We start from the raw sequence: 22,191 nt of genomic DNA on the forward strand, positions 1-22,191 counted from the left end.
TCCGATGATTCTTGTACGACAGGAAATCGGCGATGTGCTGAGGGACTTCCGCCTGCAGAAGGGGCGCACGCTCCGGCAGGTTGCGAGCAAGGCTTCTGTGGCCCTCGGCTACCTCAGTGAGGTGGAGCGCGGTCAGAAGGAGGCCTCGAGCGAGATCCTCGCATCGGTGGCCGACGCCCTCGACGTTCCGATCTCGATCATCATGCGTGAAGTGGGAGACCGGATCTCGGTCCTCGAGGGCATCCAGGTGTTCCCGGATGTCGTTCCCGACGACCTCGTCGCATCGGTCGAGCCCGAGCTCTCGCTGCACTGACGCCCGGATCCCCGGACTCGCATGCGTCGTAGCGAATTCCTCCGCGCCGTCGACGCCGAGTTCGGCGGCCGTGCGTCCTCTCTCGTCAACGATCTCTCCCTGCCTCAGCTCTCGGGCCGTACGGCCGACGAGGCTCTCGAGGCCGGCGTCCCGCCCCGCGACATCTGGTCGGCGCTCTGCGTCGAGACCGATGTCCCGCTCGAGCGGCGCCACGGAGCCGGACGGCTCGAGCCGCGCGGACGCTGACGCACCCACCCGTCATTCGTTCGGTAGGACGCGCCGTGAAATCGGCGTGTCGTCGAAGATGTGTTCGATATCGGCGTAGTGTTCTGCACAAGTGGTTCAGCGGAACTGTTCTCCCGAATTCTCGGTACCGACGACGCAATGTCGGAGGTGCCTCGTACCGTGAGGAACAAGCCGAAGAGCCATACGCCTTGTCGGAGAGTTCCGCCCAGCCGGGAGGACCGCGACAGCCTACAGGCGGCACCATGCGAGCATTAGGAGCACGACATGCCATCACCCGCTGACCGCGAGAAGTCCCTCGAGACCGCACTCGCACAGATCGATCGTCAGTTCGGAAAGGGCTCGGTCATGCGGCTGGGCAGCGACGAGCGCGCACCCGTCGCCGTCATCCCGACCGGCTCCATCGCCCTCGACGTCGCGCTCGGCGTCGGAGGACTGCCGCGTGGACGTATCGTCGAGATCTACGGCCCGGAATCCTCCGGTAAGACGACGCTGACTCTGCACGCGATCGCCAACGCTCAGCGCGCCGGCGGCATCGCCGCCTTCATCGACGCCGAGCATGCGCTCGACCCGGACTACGCAGCCAAGCTCGGCGTCGACATCGACGCCCTCCTCGTCTCCCAGCCCGACACGGGTGAGCAGGCACTCGAGATCGCAGACATGCTCGTCCGCTCGGGCGCCATCGACCTGATCGTCATCGACTCGGTCGCCGCGCTCGTGCCGCGTGCCGAGATCGAGGGCGAGATGGGCGACTCGCACGTCGGACTCCAGGCCCGCCTGATGTCGCAGGCGCTGCGTAAGCTCACCGGTGGTCTCAATCAGACGAACACCACGATGATCTTCATCAACCAGCTGCGTGAGAAGATCGGTGTCTTCTTCGGTTCGCCCGAGACCACCGCCGGTGGAAAGGCGCTCAAGTTCTACGCCTCCGTCCGCATGGACATCCGGCGTATCGAGACTCTGAAGGACGGCACCGACGCAGTCGGAAACCGCACCAGGGTCAAGGTCGTCAAGAACAAGATGGCCCCGCCGTTCAAGCAGGCGGAGTTCGACATCCTCTACGGAGTCGGCATCTCTCGTGAGGGCAGCCTGATCGACTTCGGTGTCGAGCACGCGATCGTCAAGAAGTCCGGCTCGTGGTACACCTACGACGGCGACCAGCTCGGTCAGGGCAAGGAGAACGCCCGCACGTTCCTCCTCAAGAATCCTGACATCGCTCTGGCGATCGAGACGCAGATCAAGCAGAAGCTCGGCATCGGCGGAGCCTCCGAGGCTCCCGCCGATGAGCTCGCCGAGCGCCGACCGGCGTGATCATCGGCGCGCGTCAGCTCCGTACTCGGAGTGAGCGATGAGTGATCACGGGGGCGAGCCGGAACAGCTCGCCCCCGTGATCCCGCTGTTCGGTCGGACGCCCCGTGCGACACCGGCCGACAGCGGGAGTGCGGATGCCGTCTCTACACCGGCGCGTCCAGCGACCGAACCCGGAGACGGTGCAGCCGAGATTGCAGGGACCGGGAGCGCAGGCGTCGACAGCCAGCGCAACGCTACCGATGGCATCGGAGCGTGGCGATCGACGTGGAGTGGCGGTTCGGCGACGGCAGGTGCAACGGCAGGTGTGGGTGCAGCGACGGGTCCGCGTGACCCGAGCGAGCGTCACCCCGCACGAGGAGGAGCGGCGAGATCGGCTCCCAGGCTGCGGGCGCTGCACGTGGGCGAGGACTCTGCAGGAGTCGAGGACTCCGCAGGAGGCCGAGAGGCGCCGGACGCCGATGCACTGCGCGAGGCGGCGGAGCAGGTGCTCGTACGCAAGCTCCGCTCCCGTTCCCTGTCCATCTCCGAATCGCGCATGGTGCTGAAGGGGTACGAGCAGGATCGGATCAGGCTCGAGACCGGTGTGATCAACGACATCATCGACGACTTCTGTCGGCGAGGGTATCTCGACGACGCCCTCCTCGCGGACCAGCTGGTCACCTCCGGGGTCGGACGCAAGGGGCAGGGCCGGGTCGCGCTCTCGCGGGCACTCTCGCAGAGAGGCCTCCCGCGCGACATCATCGACGCGGCGCTCGACGAACTTCCCGACGACGATGCGGAACGCGCGCTGGAGTTCGCGAGGTCCAAGGCGCAGAGCCTGTCCCGCCTCGACGCTGACACCGCGCTGCGGCGACTGGTGGGTCAGCTCTCGCGGCGCGGGTATAACGGCTCGGTCGCCATGAACGCCGCCAAGACGGCACTCGCGGAGTCATCGTTCCGTGGACCGCGGTCCGGTGTGCGCTTCGTCGACTCCGACTGACGGGTTCGACGGCGCCGGGTCATCCGGGACTGCGTCGACGGGAGCTTTGCAGGAGGGTGGCGTGAGCATCGAGGCTGCGTCGGTTCGGCGGTCCGCACACGGCATCCGCGATGTGGCGCTCGTAGAATGGAGAGACCATGACTATTCCGCGCAGTGAGCCGACGATCATCAGTTCGTTGTCGGCGGCAATCGACCTCGACGGACGCCAGCGCTCCTACGAAGTGCGTACCTTCGGATGCCAGATGAACGTCCACGATTCCGAGCGGCTGTCCGGCTCTCTGGAGAGCGCCGGGTATGTCCGCGCCACCGAGGGCGACGAAGCCGACGTCGTGATCATCAACACCTGCGCGGTCCGCGACAACGCCGCAGGCAAGCTCTACGGAACTCTCGGCCAGCTCGCTTCGGTGAAGCGTCGGAAAGACGGCATGCAGATAGCCGTGGGCGGCTGCCTGGCCCAGATGGACAAGCAGGCCGTACTAGACAAGGCACCGTGGGTCGACGTCGTCTTCGGCACACACAACATGGGCTCCCTGCCGGGGCTCCTCGAGCGTGCGCGTCACAACGGCGATGCCGAGCTCGAGATCCTGGAATCGCTCGAGGTCTTCCCCTCGACTCTGCCCACGAAACGGGACTCCGCGCACAGCGGCTGGGTGTCGATCTCCGTCGGATGCAACAACACCTGCACGTTCTGCATCGTCCCCAGCCTGCGCGGCAAGGAGAAGGATCGCCGACCGGGCGACATCCTCAACGAGATCCGGCTGCTCGTCGATGACGGGGCGATCGAGGTCACCCTGCTCGGCCAGAACGTCAACTCCTACGGCGTCGAGTTCGGAGACCGCCAGGCCTTCGGCAAGCTCCTGCGCGCCGCCGGCGAGATCGAAGGCCTGGAGCGCATCCGCTTCACCAGCCCGCACCCGGCGGCGTTCACGGACGACGTGATCGACGCGATGGCCGAGACCCCGAGCGTCATGCCGCAACTGCACATGCCGTTGCAGTCGGGCAGTGACAGCATCCTCAAGGCGATGCGGCGCTCGTACCGCAGCGACCGCTTCCTCGGCATCCTCGATCGCGTGCGGGAGCGCATCCCGCACGCGGCCATCACGACCGACATCATCGTCGGGTTCCCGGGGGAGACCGATGCGGATTTCGAGGACACGCTGCGTGTCGTCGAGAAGGCGCGATTCTCGAGCGCGTTCACCTTCCAGTACTCGATCCGCGAGGGCACGCCGGCGGCGACCATGGGTGACCAGGTCCCCAAGGCGGTCGTTCAGGAGCGGTACAACCGCCTGATCGCGCTTCAGGAGCGGATCTCGCTCGAGGAGAACCAGCGTCAGGTCGGCCGCGAGGTCGAGGTCCTCGTCTCGACAGGCGAGGGCAAGAAGGATGCCGAGACGCACCGGCTCACCGGGCGCGCTCAGGACAACCGGCTGGTGCACTTCGAGATCACGCCCGGGTCGGACGTTCCGCGCCCCGGTGACGTGGTGTCGGTGATCATCACCCACGCGGCACCGTTCCACCTGCTCGCCGACGATCCCTCCGCTGCGCCTCTGCGCATCCGTCGCACTCGCGGCGGAGACGCATGGGAGCGCGGCCAGGCGGAGTCCTGTGCCGTTCCGGCGCCGAGTTCCGGTGACGGGGCGCGGGCGGTCTCGCTCGGACTCCCCACCCTGCGCGTCGGCGTGTGACTTCCGCGCACGAGGCGGCGGACCCCACACCCTCCCGCGACCTCGGAGCTCCGCGCCTCTGGGCGATCGTCGGTGCGACGGGGACAGGCAAGAGCGATCTCGCTCTCGATCTCGCCGAGGCACTGCGCGCACGCGGCAACCCCGCGGAGATCGTGAACGCCGACGCGATGCAGCTCTATCGCGGCATGGACATCGGTACGGCGAAGCTGCCGCTCGACGAGCGCCGTGGTATCCCGCATCATCTCTTCGATGTGCGTGACGTCGACGAAGACGCGGCGGTGGCCTGGTATCAGCCACTGGCACGGGCGGCGGTCTCGGAGATCCAGCAGCGTGGAGGGGACGCCATCCTCGTCGGAGGCTCCGGGCTGTATGTCTCGAGCGTCGTGTTCGACTTCGCCTTCCCCCCACGAGACCCCGTGATCCGTGAGCGTCTCGAGCAGGAACTCGCGGTCGAGGGCGTCGGGGTGCTGCTCGATCGGCTCCGCCTGCTCGACCCCGAGACGGCGGCGCGGGTCGATCCACGTAACGATCGACGGGTCATCCGTGCTCTCGAAGTCATCGAGCAGGGGAGCCGCACGCACGGAGCTGCACTGCCGGAAGCCCCTGCTCTCTGGCAGGAGCACACGCGGCTGTGCGGACTCCATGTCGATCGCGGCGTCCTGGTCCAAAGGCTCGATGCTCGAGTGGAGCGGATGTGGAGCGCAGGTCTCATCGACGAGGTGCGCGAGCTGCGCGAGCGGGGGCTCGAACGGGGGACGACCGCCCCTCGCGCGATCGGGTACGCCCAGGCGCTCGGACAGCTCGACGGGCGCCTCACAGAGCCGGAGGCGATCGCCGAGACACAGGCGCTCACCCGCCGCTACGCGCGTCGCCAGGTCTCCTGGTTCAAGCGCTACCCGGCACTGACCTGGCACGAGCCGCCGGTCGACGCGAAGACGCTGCTGCGCCTCTGACGCACGCCCTCCTGATGTCGGTGGCGCGTGCAAGAGTCGCAGCATGGCCACCCACTACTACACGTCCAGCAGCCTCGACGGATTCATCGCCACAGACGACCACTCGCTGGACTGGTTGCTGACTCAGGACATCGACCCCGAGGGGCCGATGTCCTACGCGGCGTTCGAGAAGTCCATCGGAGCATTTGCCATGGGGGCCTCGACCTTCGAGTGGGTCATGCGGCACGAAGAAGGGCGTTGGGGATACACGCAGCCCACCTGGGTCTTCACCCACAGAGAGCTCGATCTGCCGTCGGGCTCCGACATCCGTTCGGTGCAGGGCGACGTGGCGGACCTGCACTCCGACATGCTGGCCGCCGCGGACGGCAAGGACATCTGGATCGTCGGGGGAGGAGACCTCGCCGGGCAGTTCGCCGATGCCGGGCTGCTCGACGAGGTCTGGGTCCAGTACGCCCCGGTCACCCTCGGGTCCGGAGCGCCCCTGCTGCCCAGGGCATTGGACCTCGAACTCCTCGAGGTCGCACGCAACCGCGCCTTCCTGTGCGGTCGGTACCGCGTGCGGCGAGGTTGAGACGTGCGACGAGGCTGGATGCAGGCGGATCGTAGACTGGAGCCATGAGCTGGGCGGTACGGGCGTTCGAACGCGCCGACACGGAACCTGTGGTCGCCCTGTGGACGGAAGCCGGACTGACCCGGCCCTGGAACGATCCGCGACTCGACATCGAACGCAAGCTGCGGGTGCAACCGGAGCTGTTCCTCGTCGCCGAGGACACCTCGGGCGATGTCGGCGAGTCCGCCATCGTCGGCACGGTCATGGCGGGATATGACGGCCATCGGGGATGGATCTACTACCTGGCCAGCGCGGAGTCCCACCGTCACCGCGGCATCGCCCGGGCACTGGTGCACGAGGTCGAACGACTGCTGGAGGAGATGGGCTGCCCGAAGGTCCAGCTCATGGTGCGAGAGGGCAACGACGGAGTCCTCGCCTTCTACGATGCTCTGGACTACGAGCGCTTCTCGGTCACGAACCTCGGCAAGCGGTTGATCGTCGACGGGTGATCGTCGACGGGTGATCGGTCTGGGCTGAGGGGCGACTCTAGACTGGACACATGGTCGCATTCACCAAGGGACACGGCACCGGCAACGACTTCGTCATCATCGCCGATCCCGAGGGTACTCTCGAGCTCACCTCGGAGCAGGTGGCGGTCCTGTGCGATCGACACTTCGGCATCGGCGCCGACGGCATCCTCCGCGTCGTGCGCTCCGCCGCGATCGACGAGGGCCGCGCGTCGTTGCTGGAGGAACCCGCCGCCGAATGGTTCATGGACTACCGCAACGCGGACGGGTCCATCGCCGAGATGTGCGGCAACGGCATCCGGGTCTTCGCCCACTATCTCGTCCGCTCGGGGCTCGCGACCATCGAGCCCGGATCGACGCTGCCCATCGGCACGCGGGCGGGGGTCCGCGACGTGACCCGCAGCGAGACCGGATACCAGGTCGACCTCGGGCTGTGGAAGCTCTCCGGCGACGACCCGCTCGTGACCGCGGAGGGGCTGTCGGTCACCCGGCCCGGACTCGGAATCGACGTCGGCAACCCGCACGTGGTCGTGGCCCTCGCCTCCGAGGACGAGCTGGCTTCACTCGAGCTGCACCGTGCACCGGCGCTCGACCCGATCCTGCCTGCCGGTGCGAATGTCGAGTTCGTCGTGCCGGGGGAGCCCCTCGTGCGCGACGGGATCGGCCATGTCACCATGCGGGTGTCCGAGCGGGGAGTAGGCGAGACGCTCAGCTGCGGCACCGGCGTCGCGGCCACCGCTCTCGCCGTCAGGCACTGGGCGGGGGAGAAAGCCCCCCACCATTGGCGGGTCGAGGTTCCGGGAGGCACGCTCGGCGTGCGGATGTTCCCGGCGGAGGACGGCGAGCACGTCGCTCTCTCCGGCCCCGCACAGCTCGTCTACAGCGGTGAGGTCGACTTGATCTGATGCGGTCCTCGAGCCCGTTCGACCTCGTCATCTTCGACTGCGACGGCGTCCTCGTCGACAGTGAGAGGCTCTCGATCGAGGTGGATCGTCGGGTCCTGGCAGACCTCGGATGGGCGCTGTCGCACAGCGAGATCCTGCACCGGTTCGTCGGACGGTCGGCTGCCCACTTCCGTGCGGAGATCGAGCGCCACCTCGATACCTCGCTCTCCGAGGACTGGGAGGCCCCGTACCAGAGCTGGTACGAGGACACCTTCTCCCGCGAACTCACCGCCGTGCCCGGTGTGGAGTCGGCGCTGGATGAGATCCCGACTCGCACCTGCGTCGCGTCCAGCGGCTCCCACGCGAAGATCCGGCGCACGCTGGGCCTGACCGGGCTGCACTCCCGTTTCGCCGGACGGATCTTCAGTGCGGATGACGTCGTGGAGGGCAAACCCGCCCCCGACCTCTTCCTGCATGCGGCGGACAGCCTCGGAGTCGCTCCAGGACGCTGCGCAGTGGTGGAGGACAGCCGGTTCGGCGTGCAGGCCGCGCGGGCCGCGGGGATGCAGGTCTTCGGGTACTCCGGCGGTCTCACCCGGCCAGAGTGGCTCGAGCGCGAGGGTGCGACGGTGTTCTCGGACATGCGACGATTGCCCGCACTGCTGCGCGGGTGAACATCCTCGAGCCCGGACTCAGACGAGGGCGATGGGCTCGGTCGGGGGACTGCCGTGCTTGCGGACCTTGAGCACTCGATAGCCCTTGGAGGTCGTCGTGCGGTGGACGCTGTAACCGGGGCTGAACGTCGCGGCGATCCACCTCTGCAGCGAATCGGCGCCGAGGTTGCGCTGCACCACCAGCCACGCATCGCTGCGCTCGTCGAGGCGGGGTATCCACTTCTCCAGCAGTCCGTGCAGCTCGTTCTTGCCGACCCTGATCGGCGGATTCGACCGGATCGTCCGGAACGTCACGTCTGCGGGAACATCCTGCGGGAGCGAGGCGTTGACATTGGTGAGGCCGTGCGCCGCCGCGTTCCGACGAACGAGATCGAGTGCACGCTCGTTCACATCGACGGCCCACACCGTCGAGTGCGGAGCGGCGAGGGCCATCGAGAGCGTGATGGGACCCCATCCGCTTCCGAGGTCGAGAAGGTGACCTCCCGGCGGTACGGGAGGCATGTTCGCGAGTAGGACGGCAGTACCGGCATCCAGCCGATCCGGGCTGAAGACGCCACCGGCAGTGGTGACGGACAGCTCTCGGCCTGCGAGCGTCACGCGGATCGGACGCAGGTTCTCGGGGCTTGCCGGGGCCGCAGTGAAGTAATGGTCGGACCCCATACCGTGAGCGTAGCGGACACCGCGGGCTAAGGTTAAGGACCGCAACGAAACCCAGAGATTAGGAACGGATGACGGATACCACCTCACACTCCACCGGCGACGAAGCAGTCGATCGGGTACTCGCGAACGCGGAGAAGCGGACGGAGGCTCGAGTGTTCGGCGCCGCACAGGCGCTGCAGGACCGATCGACGGCGTCGCACGCGTCGTCGGACGGCGACCAGTGGGACTTGGAAGACCGCCACGCGCTGAGGCGCGTCGGCGGGCTCTCGACCGAGCTCGAAGACGTCACGGAGGTCGAGTACCGCCAGCTGCGGCTCGAGAACGTCGTCCTGGTGGGCGTGTACCCTCAGGGCGCTCAGGAGGATGCCGAGAACTCGCTCCGCGAGCTCGCGGCTCTCGCAGAGACCGCCGGCGCCGTCGTGCTCGACGGCGTGCTGCAGCGTCGCCCACACCCCGACGCCGCCACCTACATCGGGCGTGGCAAGGCGCAGGAGCTCAAGGACATCGTCGCGGCCACCGGTGCCGACACGGTGATCGCCGACACGGAGCTCGCGCCCAGCCAGCGCCGCGCTCTGGAGGACGTCGTCAAGGTCAAGGTCATCGACCGCACCACTGTGATCCTCGACATCTTCAGCCAGCACGCGAAGAGTCGCGAAGGCAAGGCGCAGGTCGAACTCGCGCAGCTCGAGTACCTGCTGCCGCGTCTGCGCGGCTGGGGTGACTCCATGAGCCGTCAGGCCGGTGGCCAGGTCGGCGCCGGCGGAGCCGGTATGGGATCCCGTGGACCGGGTGAGACGAAGATCGAGCTCGACCGCCGTCGCATCCGCACGAAGATGGCGTTGCTGCGCAAGCAGATCCGCGATTTCGGTCCCGCTCGCGAAGCGAAGCGCGCGGAGCGCAAACGCAACACGATCCCGTCCGTCGCGATCGCCGGATACACGAACGCCGGCAAGTCGAGCCTGCTGAACGCTCTGACGAGCGCCGGCGTACTGGTGGAGAACGCGCTGTTCGCGACGCTGGATGCGACGGTGCGCCGTTCCGAGACCTCGGACGGCCGCGTCTACACCCTCACCGACACGGTCGGATTCGTCCGGAACCTTCCCCACCAGCTCGTCGAGGCCTTCCGCTCCACCCTCGAGGAGGTCGGCGACGCCGACGTCGTGCTGCACGTCGTCGACGGTTCCCACCCCGACCCGGCGGGCCAGCTGCAGACGGTCCGCGATGTGATGGGCGACGTCGGCGTGCGCGACATGCCCGAGCTCGTGGTCTTCAACAAGGCCGACCTCATCGACGACGACGACCGTCTGGTGCTGCAGGGCCTCGAGCCCACGGCGCACTTCGTCTCGTCGCGGTCGGGCGAAGGCGTCGAGGAGCTGCGTGCCGCGATCGAAGAAGCGCTGCCGAAGCCCGCGGTCGAGGTGCACGCGGTCGTCCCGTACGACCGAGGCGACCTCGTCGCGGCGATCCACGAGACGGGGATGCTGCTGTCGGTCGAGCACAGCGAGGACGGCACGGTCGTCCATGCGCGGGTGTCGGAGCGGCTCGCCGCCGACCTGGCTCCGTTCGCCGCAGCCTGACGTCGTCCGCCCGGGGCCGAGCCCCGGACGGGCGGCTCAGCGGGCGATGAACCGCGCCTCGACGGTCGCCGTGATGACGATCTCATCGGGCTCGTAGGACATCGACGCGCCGGTCATATCGCCCGATTCCTGAACCATGCCACGGAATTTCGCCATACCCGCGGCGGGATGTGCGGCGGTGGGCGTGATCAGCCCGACATCCGCGATCTCGACGGGCTCGACGTCGTGGAGTCCGAGTGCGGTCGCATATGCGCGGGCCCTGGCCACGGCCACCCCGACCGCCTCGGAGGCGACCTCGCTCTCCAGCCGGGCGTTCGTCTCGGGAGTGAGGTGCCAGTTCACCCACCCGACCTCGACGCCGTCCCATGGCGACACGTCCGAGACCCAGAGGGAGAGTTCGGATGCCTCGGTGAAGGTCGCCGTCAGATCGATGCTCGCGTAGTGCACCGGAGCGAGCCTCGTGCCCTCGTTGTTCCATGGACGCTCGGCGCGCACGGACAGGCGCGTGCTCGTCCAGTCGACGACGGCGCCGGACTCCTTGCGCGCCGTGATGCTGTCGCGGACCGGCTCGGTGAGGCGCATCGCATGCTCGACGACGGAGGCGCGCTCCGGGCCCTCGGCGCGCACACTGACGCGGATCGTGGCGCGCTCGGGGGCGACTCGGATCTCGTGTTCGCCGCGGACGGTGACGGTGACTTCACTCATGGGGCGACTCTACGCCAGCGCTTCGTCGGCGAGTGGAATGGCGGAGCGCCGTCGGACGTTGTAGTCTGTGATGCTCGGGCACTTCGGTTCCGAGCAGGTAATTCCACAGTGTGACAGCGGCTCCTTCGAGAGAAGGAACACGGGGCTGATCGGTTTCGACAGCGCCTGTTAATCCACGAGAAGCGGGCCGAGGATGCAGAGTTATCTCGTAAACGCTCTCTGCAAAAAAATAGTTGCCGAAACCAAGCGCAACGACTTCGCCCTCGCTGCATAAGCGAGCCCGATAGTCCGTCAGGCCGTATGTGATTCCGATACGGATCCTGGCGTCATCTAGGAATCTTGCTGCGTGATGGCGTCTGGACGTCACGTGGGACTCTTCCCAGGCTGGGCTTGTCGACTTAGGTGTCTGTGACAAAGGTCGGAGCCGAGTAGAACGTCTGCACAGACTGCGCCCGGAGAAGACGTGGAGTCTCAGCGTTGGACGGGGGTTCGATTCCCCCCAGCTCCACCAGGTCGCTGTCACAAGCAAAGAGGCCCGCCTCCCCAGCAACCACTGGGGAGGCGGGCCTTTTCGATGTCCACGAAGGCATCGCGGCGGGCGTGCGGCCGGATCAGGCTCGCGGGTCAGGTTCCAGGCGGATCCTCGATACCGCGGCGCGCGTGTTCGACCGCCGCCTCCGCATCCTCCACGGAGCGCGCTCGCGCCGCCTGCTCCGCATCCGCCTCCTCGAGCGCGGCTCGGGCTCGCGTCGCATCGCGGCGGATGGAGACGAGCTCTGCCTCGAGTTCGCGCTCCCGGCGATCCAGTTCCTCGACGCGCAGAGACGCGGCGCGCAGGCTGCGGTCCGCCGATGCCGCGTCGCGCACCGCTCGCTCCCTGCTCTGTTCGGCGGCACGCAGGGCGCGTTCGGCCTCCCGCCGTTCGCGGCGTGCCTTCACCTCATCGCGCGGTGCGGCAGCGGTATCCGGCAGCTCCGGAGCGCCACCGCCGACGAGGGCGTCCGCGCCCTCGTCGAAGACGCCCGAGGGTTCCAGCTCACGAAGCAGCCGGCCCGAGGCGACCGCGACGGCGGCCACAGGATCGAAGAACGCGGCCGTGATCGTCTGGTGCACCGCCTCACGGGTCGAGGCTGTGACACGCTCTCCTCGCGTCTCGGCGAGCTCCGCCGCAGCCGCGGCGAGCCGGTTGGTCAACGCTCGTCGGTCGCGACCCAGCTGCGCGAGCGCGCGGGCGTCCAGGTCCTCCTGAGCCTCCCGCAGCTCGTCGGCGAGGTGCAGCGCCTCCTTCAGCTGGGAGGCACGCTCCTGCGCGAACACGTTGACGATCCACGCGGCGACCGAGGGCTTCTTCAGTGCGCGGATCTCGGCGGCGAGTGTCGAGTCAGACGTGTCTGCGGCGCGGTCATTGCGTGCGGCGATGAACTCTGCGAGCGGAGTGACGTAGAGCTCTCTCGCGATGTCCGACAACCCAGAGGCCATGCGAGCGACGATACACCGGACCTGCGGCGGGAACGTGGCGGTCGCAACCGTCCTCGGAGCCGCGACCAGTCAGTACTCTGGGGGAATGGCCACGCTGTTCTACGGTGCGTCCGATGTCCCGATCCACATCGAGGACCGGGCGCTCGCGCACTTGAAGATCGTCATCGCGACGAAGCTGCGCCGGCAGGAGAGTTTCACGCTCTCGTGGCGGCATCCCGATGGCGATGCCGGCGGACGCTCCACCATCTGGATCCACCCGTCGATCCCGCTCCGGTTCACCTTCGACGACCCCGAACAGCCGGAACTCAACCCGCAGTGGGTCGACGACCTCATGCAGTCGGTCAACTCCACCGGCGGGATCATGCTGCTCGACGAGGTGCTGGACACGTCACAGAGGTGACGACGGTGCGCAGGCCGTTCTCGCCGATCGCACCGTCGATCCGGATGGGCGTCGCGGTCAGCCGGCCCACTCGATGAGGATGAGGCTCTGCCGGGTGTCCGCGAACTTCACCCATCCGTCACCGAAGAGATACGTCATGCCGTAACCCTCCGTGTCCGTACCCATCGAGTACTGCGGGTTCTCGGTGATGTAGATGCCGTCATCCCCGTCCTCGCGGGTCCAGCCGGCGGCCAGCAGCGACGATTGCGCCTCGGTCGCGTCCTCCGCCGAGATGGGCGACCATCCGTAGAGCTGGCCGTGGTCGGAGGCGACGGTGTAGTCCGCCCAGAAGCACAGCAGACCGTCGGGCAGGGGCACTCCGCCGACCACGAACTCCTTCTCCTGGAACGTCCATCCCGCGTCGGTGAGCAACTTCACGGTGCCGGCGGAGACGATCGTGTCACACGTCGGAGCGGTCGGTGTCGCAGGCGGCGGCGTCGGGCTCGGCTCCGTGCTCGCCTCGGCGGACGGCGCCGGCGACGGCGACGCCGGGGTGGCGGCGGCATCCGGAGCGCCGGCGCACGCCGCGAGCACGACGGCCAGTGTCAGAGCGCCCAGGGCGGCCGAGATCTTGCGGTTCTTCATCATGCGCTTTCTTCAGTCGTGCAGGAGCTCGAGGAAGGCATCGTGAAGGATGCCGTTGGTGGCGAGTGTCGACAGGTCGGAGATCGTCTCGGTGCCGTCGAATCCGGTCATCCGTCCGCCGGCTTCGCGCACGATCGGCACGGCCGCGGCGACGTCGTACTCCTTGACGCCGAACTCGGCGACCATGTCGATACGACCCTCAGCCAGCAGCATGTAGGCGTAGATGTCCCCGTAGGCGCGGTCGCGCCAGACGCGGTCGGCGAGCGTCAGCAGCTGGTCGAGGTGCCCCGACTGCGCCCACTGGGTGATGCTCTGGAAGCTCACGCTGGCGTCATCGAGAGACGACACGGCGGAGGTGCGGATGCGGCGCGGCTCGGCGTCCGTCGCCGTCCAGGCCCCGGCGCCCGCAGAGGCCCACCAGCGGCGCCCCAGGGCGGGCATGCTGACGACACCGACCTGCGGCACGCCGTCGACGGCCAGCGCGATCATGGTGCCCCACAGCGGCACGCCGCGCAGGAAGTTCGCGGTGCCGTCGATCGGATCGATGATCCATTGGCGGTGCGTGCTGCCCTCCGCACCGAACTCCTCGCCGAAGATCCCGTCGTCGGGTCGCTCGGTCGCGAGGATCGCGCGGATGGCGCGTTCGGTCGCGAGGTCGGCGTCGGTGACATGGGAGCGGTCGGCCTTGGTCGACACCTTGAGGTCGGGGCTGTCGAACCGGGGAAGCGACTGCGCATCGGCGGCGTCGGCGAGGCGGAGCGCGAGGGCGAGATCGAGGTCGAGGGAACGGCGGTCGGCGCTGGGGGAGGCAGTCACCCGTCCAGGATAGTCGCCCGACCCTTCGCGACCGCGAGCCCTTCGACACGCTGCGACACGCGCGGCGGACCCGGAGGAGGAGGCTCGATTTCGCACCGCGACCGTCGGCTGGTAATGTAATTCCTCGGCCGGGGAAACCGGGCCACGCACCTCTAGCTCAATCGGCAGAGCAACTGACTCTTAATCAGTGGGTTCTCGGTTCAAGTCCGAGGGGGTGCACGGATCAGCCTCGATGACTCTCGCCAGTCATCGGGGCTTTTCTGCTTTCACGGCGATGCTGCCCGGAGCCGCACGCGTGCGCTACCTTGAGGCACACGCGAAGGGGTGGCGATGCGGCGACGGATTATCGAGGGTGGGGCGGTGTTCGCCTGCGCGCTGCTCGCGCTGGTGCTGACGGGGTGCGCCGCCGGTTCTTCGGAGACCGTCGACTACACCACGTCAGCCGTGACGCTCGCGCCCGGTTCGGCGCTGGTCGTGGACTTCGGAGAGATCAATCCCACGGTCGGCGACGAGTGGGTGATCACGCGCGAACCGGATCCCGCCGTCCTCGATCCGGGTGCCGCCGACTCGCGTTATCTCGGTGAGGACGGGGAGGTCGGCGCGCCGAGCGAGTTCCGCTATCGCTTCGCTCCGGTCGGACTCGGCACCACGGTGATCGAGTTCGAGTACCGGTTCCGCGGTGCCGTGCCCGACGAGGAGAGCGACCGGCGAAGCGCCGAGATCACCGTGACGGTCAAGCAGTAGACAGGCTGCGTCCTCGCCTCATGCGGCATCGCCCACCAGGATGGCCGCGGCATCTTCGGCGGCCGGGTCCTCGGGCTCGTCGTCGATGTGCGCCAGCGTCTTCCTGCCGAGGAGGATCGTCAACGCTGCCACCAGCACCGCGATCGCCGCCACCAGGTAGGGGACGGTGGCGCTGAACGCGTGCCAGAGTGCCGCTGCGAGCGGCGGGGCGATCGCGCCACCGAGGAAGCGCACCGAGGAGTACGCCGACGACGCCACCGACCGGGGGAGGTCCGTCGCCTCCATGACGGCTTCCGTCAGCACGGTGTTCATCACTCCGAGCAGCAGACCGCCGATCACGATGCAGATGACCAGCGCGACCGCGGACTCGACGAGGAGGCCGGCGACGACGAGATCGAGCGCGAGGAGCGGGAGCACCAGGAGGATCACCCGGGTGCGCGGCATCCGACGCATGAGCATCGGTGCGACCCAGACGCTGGTGATGGCGAGAGCGAGGCCCCATCCGAAGAAGGTGAAGCCGATGCCCATCGCCCCGAACCCGAGGGGGAAGGGCGAGAACGCCAGCAGGATGAAGAACCCGATGTTGTAGAAGAACGCCGCGGTGGCGAGCACCGCGAGGGCGGGACGCCCGAGGGCTTTGAAGGGCGCGGAGAAGGCGACGGGGGTGCGCTTCTCGCCGGGTCCCCGCAGGAGCACGAGCACGGCGAGGAAGGCGATCGCCATGAGCACCACGACTCCGAAGAACGGCGCGCGCCAGCTCTGCTCCCCGAGCAGACCGCCCAGCAGGGGCCCGATCGCGATGCCGAGGCCCAGGGCGGCCTCGTAGAGGATGATCGCCGCCGAGCTGCCGCCGGAGGCCGCCCCGACGATCGTCGCCAGGGCGGTGGAGATGAAGAGCGCATTGCCCAGCCCCCAGCCTGCACGGAAACCGATGACCGCGTCGACGCTGCCGCTGAGAGCGCAGAAGAGAGCGAAGACCACGATCAGCGCGAGTCCGATCAGCAGGGTCTTCTTCGCGCCGATGCGCGAGGAGATCCAGCTGGTGACCAGCATGGCGAGCCCGGTCACCGCGAGATAGCTGGTGAATAGCAGCTCGGTCTCGAACGGGCTCGCCTGCAGGGACTCGGCGATCGCCGGGAGGATCGGGTCGACCAGGCCGATGCCCATGAAGGCGACCACGCACGCGAACGCCACGGCCCAGACCTGTGCCGGCTGCTTCCATACGGAGGGGGTGGCGGTGCTCACTGTGCTGCTCCTGTCGGGTCGTTCGTGGTGTGCGCGGCGAGGATCTCCGCCGCGCGCGTGAGAATGCGCCAGTCCTCGTCTGCCAGCTCGGCGAAGCGCGGGGCCAGCGTGTCGCGGAATTCTGCGCGCCATGCCTGCAGTGCGTCCGATCCCGCCTCGGTGATGGCGACCGCGGTCGCTCTAGAATCCTCCGCGACGGGGGAGCGGAGCACCAGACCGTCGCGCTCCAGGACGCCGACGAGTCGTGTCATGCCCGGTTGCGTGGTGCGTGCGGCCGCGGCGAGCTCACCCACCCGTCGAGGCCCGGATCGCTCCAGCAGATTGAGTACCCGCCACTGGGCGGCGGGCGCGTCGTTTCCCGCGTCCTGGGCGGCGATGCGTCCGAGCGCGTATCCCGAGAGCACGAGGGAGGGGATGACATCCTGACGTTGCATACCAGAAAGTATATACCCGATGGTATGAATTGGATTCGGCGGTGATCGTGCTCAGCGTCGCGCGCCGGCGATCCGTGCCGAGAGCTGGTGCGCGTGCGCGAGCAGGATGCGTCCGAGCTCGGTGATCCGTTCCGGTCCGAACCGGAAGCCGACGCCCGTGAGGCTCAGCGCCCATTCCGGGCGACCCGTCCGGTCGAACACCGCAGCGCCCAGTCCCCAGCTGCCTTCCACGATCAGGCCGGGGTTCACGGCGTATCCGCGCTCCTTCGTCTCGGCGAGCCGAGTGCGCAGGGCGCTCGTGCCGTGCGTGCGACCCCATGTGCTCTCCAGCTCCGGATGCCGCTCCAGGTATGCGTCCACATCGTGGTCGGGCAGGAAGGCGAGGATGGCGAGTCCGGCGCTGGCGACGCCGAGGGGGAACCGCACGCCCTCGCTCAGCACGAAGGAGCGGATCGGGAACGAGCCCTCCTCGCGCACGAGGCACACCGTCTCGTCCGCGCGGCGCACCGAGAGGAACGCGCTCTCCTCGGTCTTCACCGCGAGCGAGCGGACGATGTCACGCGCCAGTCCGGTCACGTCGTAGCGGGTCGCCGCCACCGACCCCATCAGGAACAGCTCGGGACCGGGCATCCATCGGGCGCTCACCTCGTCGCGGTCGACCAGCCCCTCGACGCGCAGGGCGGACAGGAGCCGGTGCGCGGTGGACCGCGACAGGTCCGCGGTGCGCGCGAGGTCCACCACCGAGGCACCGTCCGCGCCGCTCGCCGTGACCGCGCGAAGGAGCCTCGCTGCTCGGGCGATCGCCTGCGTGCCGGGAACGACCTGGGCTGGTTTGTCCATGATGTGGACGCTACGGGGAGATACGCCCACATCGCAAGCGGCGCTCTTCCCGATCGCGCGGTGCGGAGGGATGCTGGAGACAGCCACCCTTCGAAGGAGCACGCGTGATCGACAAACACTGGGCCTCTGCGGCCGACGCCGTCGCCGACATCTCGGACGGCTCCTCGCTCGCGGTCGGCGGGTTCGGGCTCTCCGGCAATCCGATCGCGCTGATCGAGGCGCTCCTCGCACAGGGGACGAAGGATCTGAGCGTGGTGAGCAACAACTGCGGGGTCGACGACTGGGGTCTCGGGGTGCTGCTCGCCGCCCAGCGCATCCGCAAGATGACCTCGTCGTACGTGGGCGAGAACCGCGAGTTCGAGCGGCAGTTCCTCTCGGGCGAGCTGGAGCTCGAGCTGACGCCGCAGGGCACGCTCGCGGAGAAGCTGCGGGCGGGCGGATCGGGTATCGCCGCCTTCTTCACGCAGACCGGGGTGGGGACCCAGGTCGCCGAGGGCGGGCTGCCTCGACGCTACGCACCCGACGGGTCCGTCGCCGTCGCTTCGCCCGTCAAGGACGTGCGCACCTTCGACAACGGCCAGGGGCCGCGGGAGTATGTGCTCGAGGAGGCCATCACGACGGACTTCTCGCTCGTGCACGCGCTGGCCGGCGACCGGCACGGCAATCTGGTCTTCAACAAGGCTGCACGCAACTTCAACCCGCTCGCCGCGATGGCCGGACGCATCTGCATCGCACAGGTCGAGGAGCTCGTGGAACCCGGGGAGCTCGACCCCGATCGCATCCATCTTCCCGGTGTGTTCGTGCACCGCGTGGTCGAGGTGGGCCGCGACATCCCCAAGCGCATCGAGCGACGTACGGTCGCCACGGAAGGATCCTGACATGGCTCTCACCCGAGACGAGATGGCCGCGAGGGCGGCAGCAGAACTGCAGGACGGGTCGTACGTGAACCTCGGGATCGGACTGCCCACGCTGGTCCCCAATCACGTGCCCGACGCGGTCACCGTGGTGCTGCAGTCCGAGAACGGCATTCTGGGTGTCGGCCCGTATCCGCGCGAGGACGCCGTGGATCCCGACCTCATCAACGCCGGTAAGGAGACCGTGACCGTGCGTCCGGGGGCGGCGTTCTTCGACTCGGCGACGAGTTTCGGGATGATCCGAGGCGGCAAGATCGACGCGGCCATCCTCGGGGCGATGCAGGTGTCGGCGACGGGCGACCTCGCGAACTGGATGATCCCGGGGAAGATGGTCAAGGGTCCTGGCGGTGCGATGGACCTCGTGCACGGGGCCGCTCGCGTCATCGTCCTCATGGAGCATGTGGCGCGGGACGGATCCGCCAAGATCGTCGACTCCTGTTCGCTGCCGCTCACAGGTCGCGGCGTCGTCGACCGGATCATCACCGATCTGGCCGTGATCGACGTCACCGGCGAAGGGCTCGTGCTCGTCGAGACCGCACCGGGCGTGAGCGTGGAGCAGGTCGTCGACGCGACCGAACCTCCCCTGATCATCGCCGATGACCTGCTGAACACGAACACGAACACGAACACGGAGAGCTGAAGATGACATCGACCGACCGGTCCACGAACCCGGCCGCCGACCACGACATCGTGATCGTCGCCGCCGCCCGCACCCCGCAGGGGCGCCTCAAGGGACAGCTGGCGAGCTTCACGGCGGTGCAGCTCGGAGCCCTCGCGATCCGCGGCGCGCTGGAGCAGGCATCCGTGCCGCCCGACGTCGTCGACGCCGTGATCGTGGGGCAGGTGCTCGCCGCAGGCTCGGGGCAGAATGCCGCAAGGCAGGCGGCCATCGGCGCGGGCATCGGATGGGACGTCCCCGCGCACTCGGTGAACAAGGTCTGCCTCTCGGGGCTGACGGCGATCATCGACGCGGCACGGATGATCCGCACCGGAGACGCCACCGTGGTGGTCGCGGCCGGCATGGAGTCGATGACCCGCGCACCGCACCTGCTCATGGGCTCGCGCGACGGATGGACCTACGGCAGCGTGGAGGTTCTCGACCACATGGCGTACGACGGCCTGACCGACGCCTACGACCAGGAGAGCATGGGGGCATCGACCGAGCGTCACAACGCCCGCTTCGACCTCACCCGCCGTGCGCAGGACGAGGTCGCCGCGCTGTCGCATCAGCGGGCCGCGTCCGCGCAGGCCGCCGGGGTCTTCGACGACGAGATCGTTCCCGTCTCGGTGCCGCAGCGCCGGGGCGAGGCGCTGACGGTCACGGCGGACGAGGGCATCCGTCCCGACACCACGGTCGAGTCGCTGGGCACGCTTCGTGCGGCCTTCACGGAAGGCGGATCCATCACCGCGGGCAACTCGTCGCAGATCTCCGACGGGGCCTCCGCGGTCGTGGTGACCACCAGGGAGACGGCGGATCGACACGGATGGCCTGTGCTGGTGGCCGTCGGCGCCAGCGGTCAGACGGCGGGGCCGGACAACTCCCTGCAGGCGCAGCCCGCGCGCGCGATCAAGCGGGCCTGCGAGAAGCAGGGGATCGAGCCGTCCGATCTCGACCTCGTCGAGATCAACGAGGCGTTCGGGGCGGTCGTCGCGCGCTCGCAGACGGAACTCAGGCTGTCGAGCGACATCGTGAACATCCACGGCGGCGGCATCGCCATCGGTCACCCGATCGGCGCGTCGGGGACGCGACTGGTCGTCCACGTCGCCCATGAACTGGCGCGGCGGGGAGCGGGGACGGCTGCGGTGGCCTTGTGCGGAGGCGGCGGTCAGGGGGAGGCGCTGATCCTCACCCGGTGAGCATCAGCGCTTGATCGGCTTGATGCCCTTCTTCGCGTCCTTCTCCTGCTGCTTCTGCTGCTTCGCGTAGACGGGGGAGTCGGGCGAGACCGGGCGACCCTGCTTGGCGCGCCGCGTATCGATCGCGGCGCCGATCGCGAGGGCCATCGTGATGCCCCAGCTCACCCAGGCGAGAGCGGACCGCCACGTCAGCTTCGTTTCGCGAGAGCCGCGGAGCAGGTTCGCCCCGGTCATGAGAGATCCGAGGAGTCCGGTACCCGTGAGGTAGTTCATACCCTCACGCTACCCGGCCGAGTCCGTCGACGCTCCTGCTTGACAACCGGGCGACGCGCCTGGCATGCGGCAGCGCTCGCCCAGCCGTCGTTCGGATCGCCGCGCTATCATGGGGGAGTCGCGGCTGGTCCGCGGCCGCAATCCGTGTATCTACCGGCCGCCGGCACTCCGGCGGACAGCGGCGGCACCCGACCCCGCGTCCGCGGACGCGCGAGAGCCACGATGAGTCACGTCACCCCCACCCCGCAGCGCTCACCCCGTTCGACCGCAGAGGGGCCGGGACTGCTCCGCATCGCGGGCCTTCCCTATTTCCTGATCGCGTTCATCGCCCGCCTCCCGTTCGCGATGATGGTCGTCGGCGTCCTGACGGTCGTCGTCTCGGCGCGAGGCTCCCTGTCGCTCGGCGGACTCACCTCCGCCGCGGTGGGCCTCGGCACCGCATGCTTCGGTCCGCTGCTCGGCGCCGCGGCCGACCGGTTCGGCCAGCGCACGGTGCTGCTGATCCTCGCCCTCGCCAACGGCGCGATGCTCGTGGTCTTCACGCTCGTCGTCTACACGGGCGCGGCCGACGCGCTGGTCCTCGTCTCCGCGTTCGGCATCGGGGCGACGGCACCGCAGGTCGCCCCCATGTCGCGGTCGCGGCTCGTGACGATGATCGCGGACCGCATGCCGGAGGCCGTGCGCCCCCGGACGGTATCGGGAACCATGGCGTACGAGTCCGCGGCCGACGAGACCGTGTTCGTCTTCGGACCTTTCCTCGTCGGCATCCTCGCCTCCGTGCTCGCGCCCTGGGCGCCGCTCATCGGAGCCGCCGCTCTGACGGTGGTGTTCGTCGGCGCCTTCGCCCTGCACCCGAGCGCACGCGTGGTCTCGGTGCACCGTGGCGTCGACGGACGAGCGCCGTCCGCGGTCTCGGAGCTCTTCACCCCGCGCGTGCTCATCGTCGTCGTCGGCATCCTCGGCGTCGGCATGTTCTTCGGGACGATGCTCACCGCGCTGACCTCCTTCATGGCGGACCGCGGCGCCCCCGAGCAGGCGGGCCTGCTCTACGGGGTCATGGGGGTCGGCTCCGCCATCCTCGCGCTCGGCGTGGCCTGGCTTCCCGCTCGGTTCTCGCTGCGGGCGCGCTGGCTGGCGTTCTCCGGCATCCTGCTCGGGGGGAGCCTGCTCCTGCTGCGCGTCGACACCCCGGAGCTCATGATGCTCGCCCTCGCGATCATGGGGATCGGGATCGGCCCGACCCTGGTCACCCAGTACAGCTTCGGGGCCGCGCGCAGTCCGCTCGGTCGCTCCGCGACGGTGATGACCATGCTCGGCTCCGGCATCGTCGTCGGCCAGTCGCTCGGGGCCGCGGTCGCGGGAGAGCTCGCGGAGAGCGCAGGGACGACCAGTGCGCTCGTGCTCCCGATCATCGCCGCGTCGGTAGCGTTCGCGGCGGGGCTTGTCAACTGGCGACTGAGCGCCGCCGAACCTCGCGTAGCCTCGGTCTGAGCTTCGGTAGCCT

26 protein-coding genes, 1 tRNA gene and 1 other RNA gene are annotated in these 22,191 nt (G+C 68.6%); 19 read left to right on the forward strand and 9 right to left on the reverse strand.

What is annotated here, in order from left to right; genetic code table 11:
* Positions 1 to 4 precede the first annotated feature (4 nt).
* From ASD43_RS10100 to ASD43_RS10145, 10 genes are all read left to right on the forward strand, one after another.
* On the forward strand, positions 5 to 313 hold the full coding sequence (locus ASD43_RS10100; protein WP_042541772.1) for a helix-turn-helix domain-containing protein: 309 nt from the start codon (positions 5 to 7) through the stop codon (positions 311 to 313).
* 21 nt (positions 314 to 334) lie between these two features.
* A complete protein-coding gene (locus ASD43_RS10105; protein WP_056416901.1) occupies positions 335 to 559 on the forward strand; it encodes a DUF3046 domain-containing protein in 225 nt (74 codons plus the stop codon).
* A gap of 264 nt (positions 560 to 823) precedes the next feature.
* Positions 824 to 1,867 carry a recombinase RecA gene (gene recA, locus ASD43_RS10110; RefSeq protein WP_056416904.1) on the forward strand — a complete coding sequence of 348 codons (1,044 nt, stop codon included), beginning with the start codon at positions 824 to 826 and terminating at the stop codon, positions 1,865 to 1,867.
* Between the two features lie 397 nt (positions 1,868 to 2,264).
* The gene (locus ASD43_RS17220; RefSeq protein ID WP_056416907.1) at positions 2,265 to 2,846 is read left to right on the forward strand and encodes a regulatory protein RecX; all 582 of its coding nucleotides are present in this window, start codon (positions 2,265 to 2,267) and stop codon (positions 2,844 to 2,846) included.
* A gap of 137 nt (positions 2,847 to 2,983) precedes the next feature.
* Positions 2,984 to 4,531, forward strand: a complete 1,548-nt coding sequence (gene miaB / locus ASD43_RS10120) for a tRNA (N6-isopentenyl adenosine(37)-C2)-methylthiotransferase MiaB (RefSeq protein WP_056416911.1) — start codon at positions 2,984 to 2,986, stop codon at positions 4,529 to 4,531.
* The gene (miaA, locus tag ASD43_RS10125) at positions 4,528 to 5,484 is read left to right on the forward strand and encodes a tRNA (adenosine(37)-N6)-dimethylallyltransferase MiaA (RefSeq protein WP_056416912.1); all 957 of its coding nucleotides are present in this window, start codon (positions 4,528 to 4,530) and stop codon (positions 5,482 to 5,484) included. The genes miaB and miaA overlap by 4 nt, the downstream gene beginning before the upstream one ends.
* Before the next feature lie 43 nt (positions 5,485 to 5,527).
* On the forward strand, positions 5,528 to 6,055 hold the full coding sequence (locus tag ASD43_RS10130) for a dihydrofolate reductase family protein (protein WP_056416915.1): 528 nt from the start codon (positions 5,528 to 5,530) through the stop codon (positions 6,053 to 6,055).
* Positions 6,056 to 6,099: 44 nt separating this feature from the next.
* On the forward strand, positions 6,100 to 6,543 hold the full coding sequence (locus tag ASD43_RS10135; protein WP_056416918.1) for a GNAT family acetyltransferase: 444 nt from the start codon (positions 6,100 to 6,102) through the stop codon (positions 6,541 to 6,543).
* A gap of 50 nt (positions 6,544 to 6,593) precedes the next feature.
* Positions 6,594 to 7,466: a diaminopimelate epimerase gene (gene dapF, locus ASD43_RS10140; protein WP_056416921.1), complete on the forward strand. Its 873-nt coding sequence runs from the start codon at positions 6,594 to 6,596 to the stop codon at positions 7,464 to 7,466.
* The gene (locus tag ASD43_RS10145) at positions 7,466 to 8,119 is read left to right on the forward strand and encodes an HAD family hydrolase (protein ID WP_056416923.1); all 654 of its coding nucleotides are present in this window, start codon (positions 7,466 to 7,468) and stop codon (positions 8,117 to 8,119) included. Before dapF ends, ASD43_RS10145 begins: the two co-directional genes overlap by 1 nt.
* 18 nt (positions 8,120 to 8,137) lie before the next feature.
* Here the strand turns inward: ASD43_RS10145 and ASD43_RS10150 are convergent, their stop codons facing one another.
* Positions 8,138 to 8,779, reverse strand: a complete 642-nt coding sequence (locus ASD43_RS10150) for a class I SAM-dependent methyltransferase (protein WP_056416926.1) — start codon at positions 8,777 to 8,779, stop codon at positions 8,138 to 8,140.
* Positions 8,780 to 8,847: 68 nt separating this feature from the next.
* Here ASD43_RS10150 and hflX point away from each other — a divergent pair, with 68 nt between their 5' ends.
* The gene (gene hflX / locus ASD43_RS10155; protein WP_056416929.1) at positions 8,848 to 10,356 is read left to right on the forward strand and encodes a GTPase HflX; all 1,509 of its coding nucleotides are present in this window, start codon (positions 8,848 to 8,850) and stop codon (positions 10,354 to 10,356) included.
* Between the two features lie 36 nt (positions 10,357 to 10,392).
* Here hflX and ASD43_RS10160 read toward each other — a convergent pair whose 3' ends face one another.
* Positions 10,393 to 11,061: an SIMPL domain-containing protein gene (locus ASD43_RS10160; protein ID WP_056416932.1), complete on the reverse strand. Its 669-nt coding sequence runs from the start codon at positions 11,059 to 11,061 to the stop codon at positions 10,393 to 10,395.
* Positions 11,062 to 11,202: 141 nt separating this feature from the next.
* Here ASD43_RS10160 and ssrA point away from each other — a divergent pair.
* Positions 11,203 to 11,572, forward strand: a transfer-messenger RNA (tmRNA) gene (gene ssrA, locus ASD43_RS17025).
* Positions 11,573 to 11,685: 113 nt separating this feature from the next.
* Here ssrA and ASD43_RS10165 read toward each other — a convergent pair.
* Complete coding sequence (locus tag ASD43_RS10165) at positions 11,686 to 12,540, reverse strand: hypothetical protein (protein ID WP_056416936.1); 855 nt, start codon at positions 12,538 to 12,540, stop codon at positions 11,686 to 11,688.
* Positions 12,541 to 12,625: 85 nt separating this feature from the next.
* Here ASD43_RS10165 and ASD43_RS10170 point away from each other — a divergent pair, with 85 nt between their 5' ends.
* On the forward strand, positions 12,626 to 12,940 hold the full coding sequence (locus tag ASD43_RS10170; protein WP_056416939.1) for a DUF7882 family protein: 315 nt from the start codon (positions 12,626 to 12,628) through the stop codon (positions 12,938 to 12,940).
* Between the two features lie 57 nt (positions 12,941 to 12,997).
* On the opposite strand, the gene ASD43_RS10175 is transcribed toward ASD43_RS10170, so the two are convergent.
* Both ASD43_RS10175 and hisN read right to left on the reverse strand, forming a co-directional pair.
* Positions 12,998 to 13,564, reverse strand: a complete 567-nt coding sequence (locus ASD43_RS10175; protein WP_056419449.1) for a hypothetical protein — start codon at positions 13,562 to 13,564, stop codon at positions 12,998 to 13,000.
* A gap of 12 nt (positions 13,565 to 13,576) precedes the next feature.
* Complete coding sequence (gene hisN / locus ASD43_RS10180; protein ID WP_056416943.1) at positions 13,577 to 14,380, reverse strand: histidinol-phosphatase; 804 nt, start codon at positions 14,378 to 14,380, stop codon at positions 13,577 to 13,579.
* Between the two features lie 146 nt (positions 14,381 to 14,526).
* On the opposite strand from hisN, the gene ASD43_RS10185 reads away from it, so the two are divergent.
* A tRNA-Lys gene (locus ASD43_RS10185) sits at positions 14,527 to 14,599 on the forward strand.
* A gap of 111 nt (positions 14,600 to 14,710) precedes the next feature.
* Complete coding sequence (locus tag ASD43_RS10190) at positions 14,711 to 15,124, forward strand: protease inhibitor I42 family protein (protein WP_157550947.1); 414 nt, start codon at positions 14,711 to 14,713, stop codon at positions 15,122 to 15,124.
* 18 nt (positions 15,125 to 15,142) lie between these two features.
* Here the strand turns inward: ASD43_RS10190 and ASD43_RS10195 are convergent, their stop codons facing one another.
* Genes ASD43_RS10195 through ASD43_RS10205 form a run of 3 tightly spaced genes read right to left on the reverse strand, consistent with a single transcriptional unit; the run spans position 15,143 to position 17,643 of the window.
* A complete protein-coding gene (locus tag ASD43_RS10195; RefSeq protein ID WP_056416950.1) occupies positions 15,143 to 16,369 on the reverse strand; it encodes an MFS transporter in 1,227 nt (408 codons plus the stop codon).
* Entirely contained in the window at positions 16,366 to 16,803 is a 438-nt protein-coding gene (locus ASD43_RS17545) for a MarR family winged helix-turn-helix transcriptional regulator (RefSeq protein WP_056416953.1), read from the reverse strand. The genes ASD43_RS10195 and ASD43_RS17545 overlap by 4 nt, the downstream gene beginning before the upstream one ends.
* A gap of 51 nt (positions 16,804 to 16,854) precedes the next feature.
* Positions 16,855 to 17,643: an IclR family transcriptional regulator gene (locus ASD43_RS10205; RefSeq protein ID WP_056416956.1), complete on the reverse strand. Its 789-nt coding sequence runs from the start codon at positions 17,641 to 17,643 to the stop codon at positions 16,855 to 16,857.
* Between the two features lie 104 nt (positions 17,644 to 17,747).
* On the opposite strand from ASD43_RS10205, the gene ASD43_RS10210 reads away from it, so the two are divergent.
* From ASD43_RS10210 to ASD43_RS10220, 3 genes are read left to right on the forward strand one after another with little or no spacing between them, the layout of a single operon-like run.
* Entirely contained in the window at positions 17,748 to 18,521 is a 774-nt protein-coding gene (locus tag ASD43_RS10210; protein WP_056416959.1) for a CoA transferase subunit A, read from the forward strand.
* Position 18,522: 1 nt separating this feature from the next.
* The gene (locus ASD43_RS10215) at positions 18,523 to 19,197 is read left to right on the forward strand and encodes a 3-oxoacid CoA-transferase subunit B (RefSeq protein ID WP_200946583.1); all 675 of its coding nucleotides are present in this window, start codon (positions 18,523 to 18,525) and stop codon (positions 19,195 to 19,197) included.
* A gap of 2 nt (positions 19,198 to 19,199) precedes the next feature.
* A complete protein-coding gene (locus ASD43_RS10220; RefSeq protein WP_056416964.1) occupies positions 19,200 to 20,414 on the forward strand; it encodes an acetyl-CoA C-acetyltransferase in 1,215 nt (404 codons plus the stop codon).
* Between the two features lie 3 nt (positions 20,415 to 20,417).
* Here ASD43_RS10220 and ASD43_RS10225 read toward each other — a convergent pair whose 3' ends face one another.
* Complete coding sequence (locus ASD43_RS10225; protein ID WP_056416967.1) at positions 20,418 to 20,687, reverse strand: hypothetical protein; 270 nt, start codon at positions 20,685 to 20,687, stop codon at positions 20,418 to 20,420.
* 222 nt (positions 20,688 to 20,909) lie between these two features.
* Between ASD43_RS10225 and ASD43_RS10230 the strand changes: the two genes are divergently transcribed.
* Positions 20,910 to 22,178: an MFS transporter gene (locus ASD43_RS10230; RefSeq protein ID WP_056416970.1), complete on the forward strand. Its 1,269-nt coding sequence runs from the start codon at positions 20,910 to 20,912 to the stop codon at positions 22,176 to 22,178.
* Positions 22,179 to 22,191 lie beyond the last annotated feature (13 nt).

It is taken from the genome of Microbacterium sp. Root553, from assembly GCF_001426995.1.
In the GTDB taxonomy this organism is placed as follows: Bacteria; Actinomycetota; Actinomycetes; order Actinomycetales; family Microbacteriaceae; genus Microbacterium.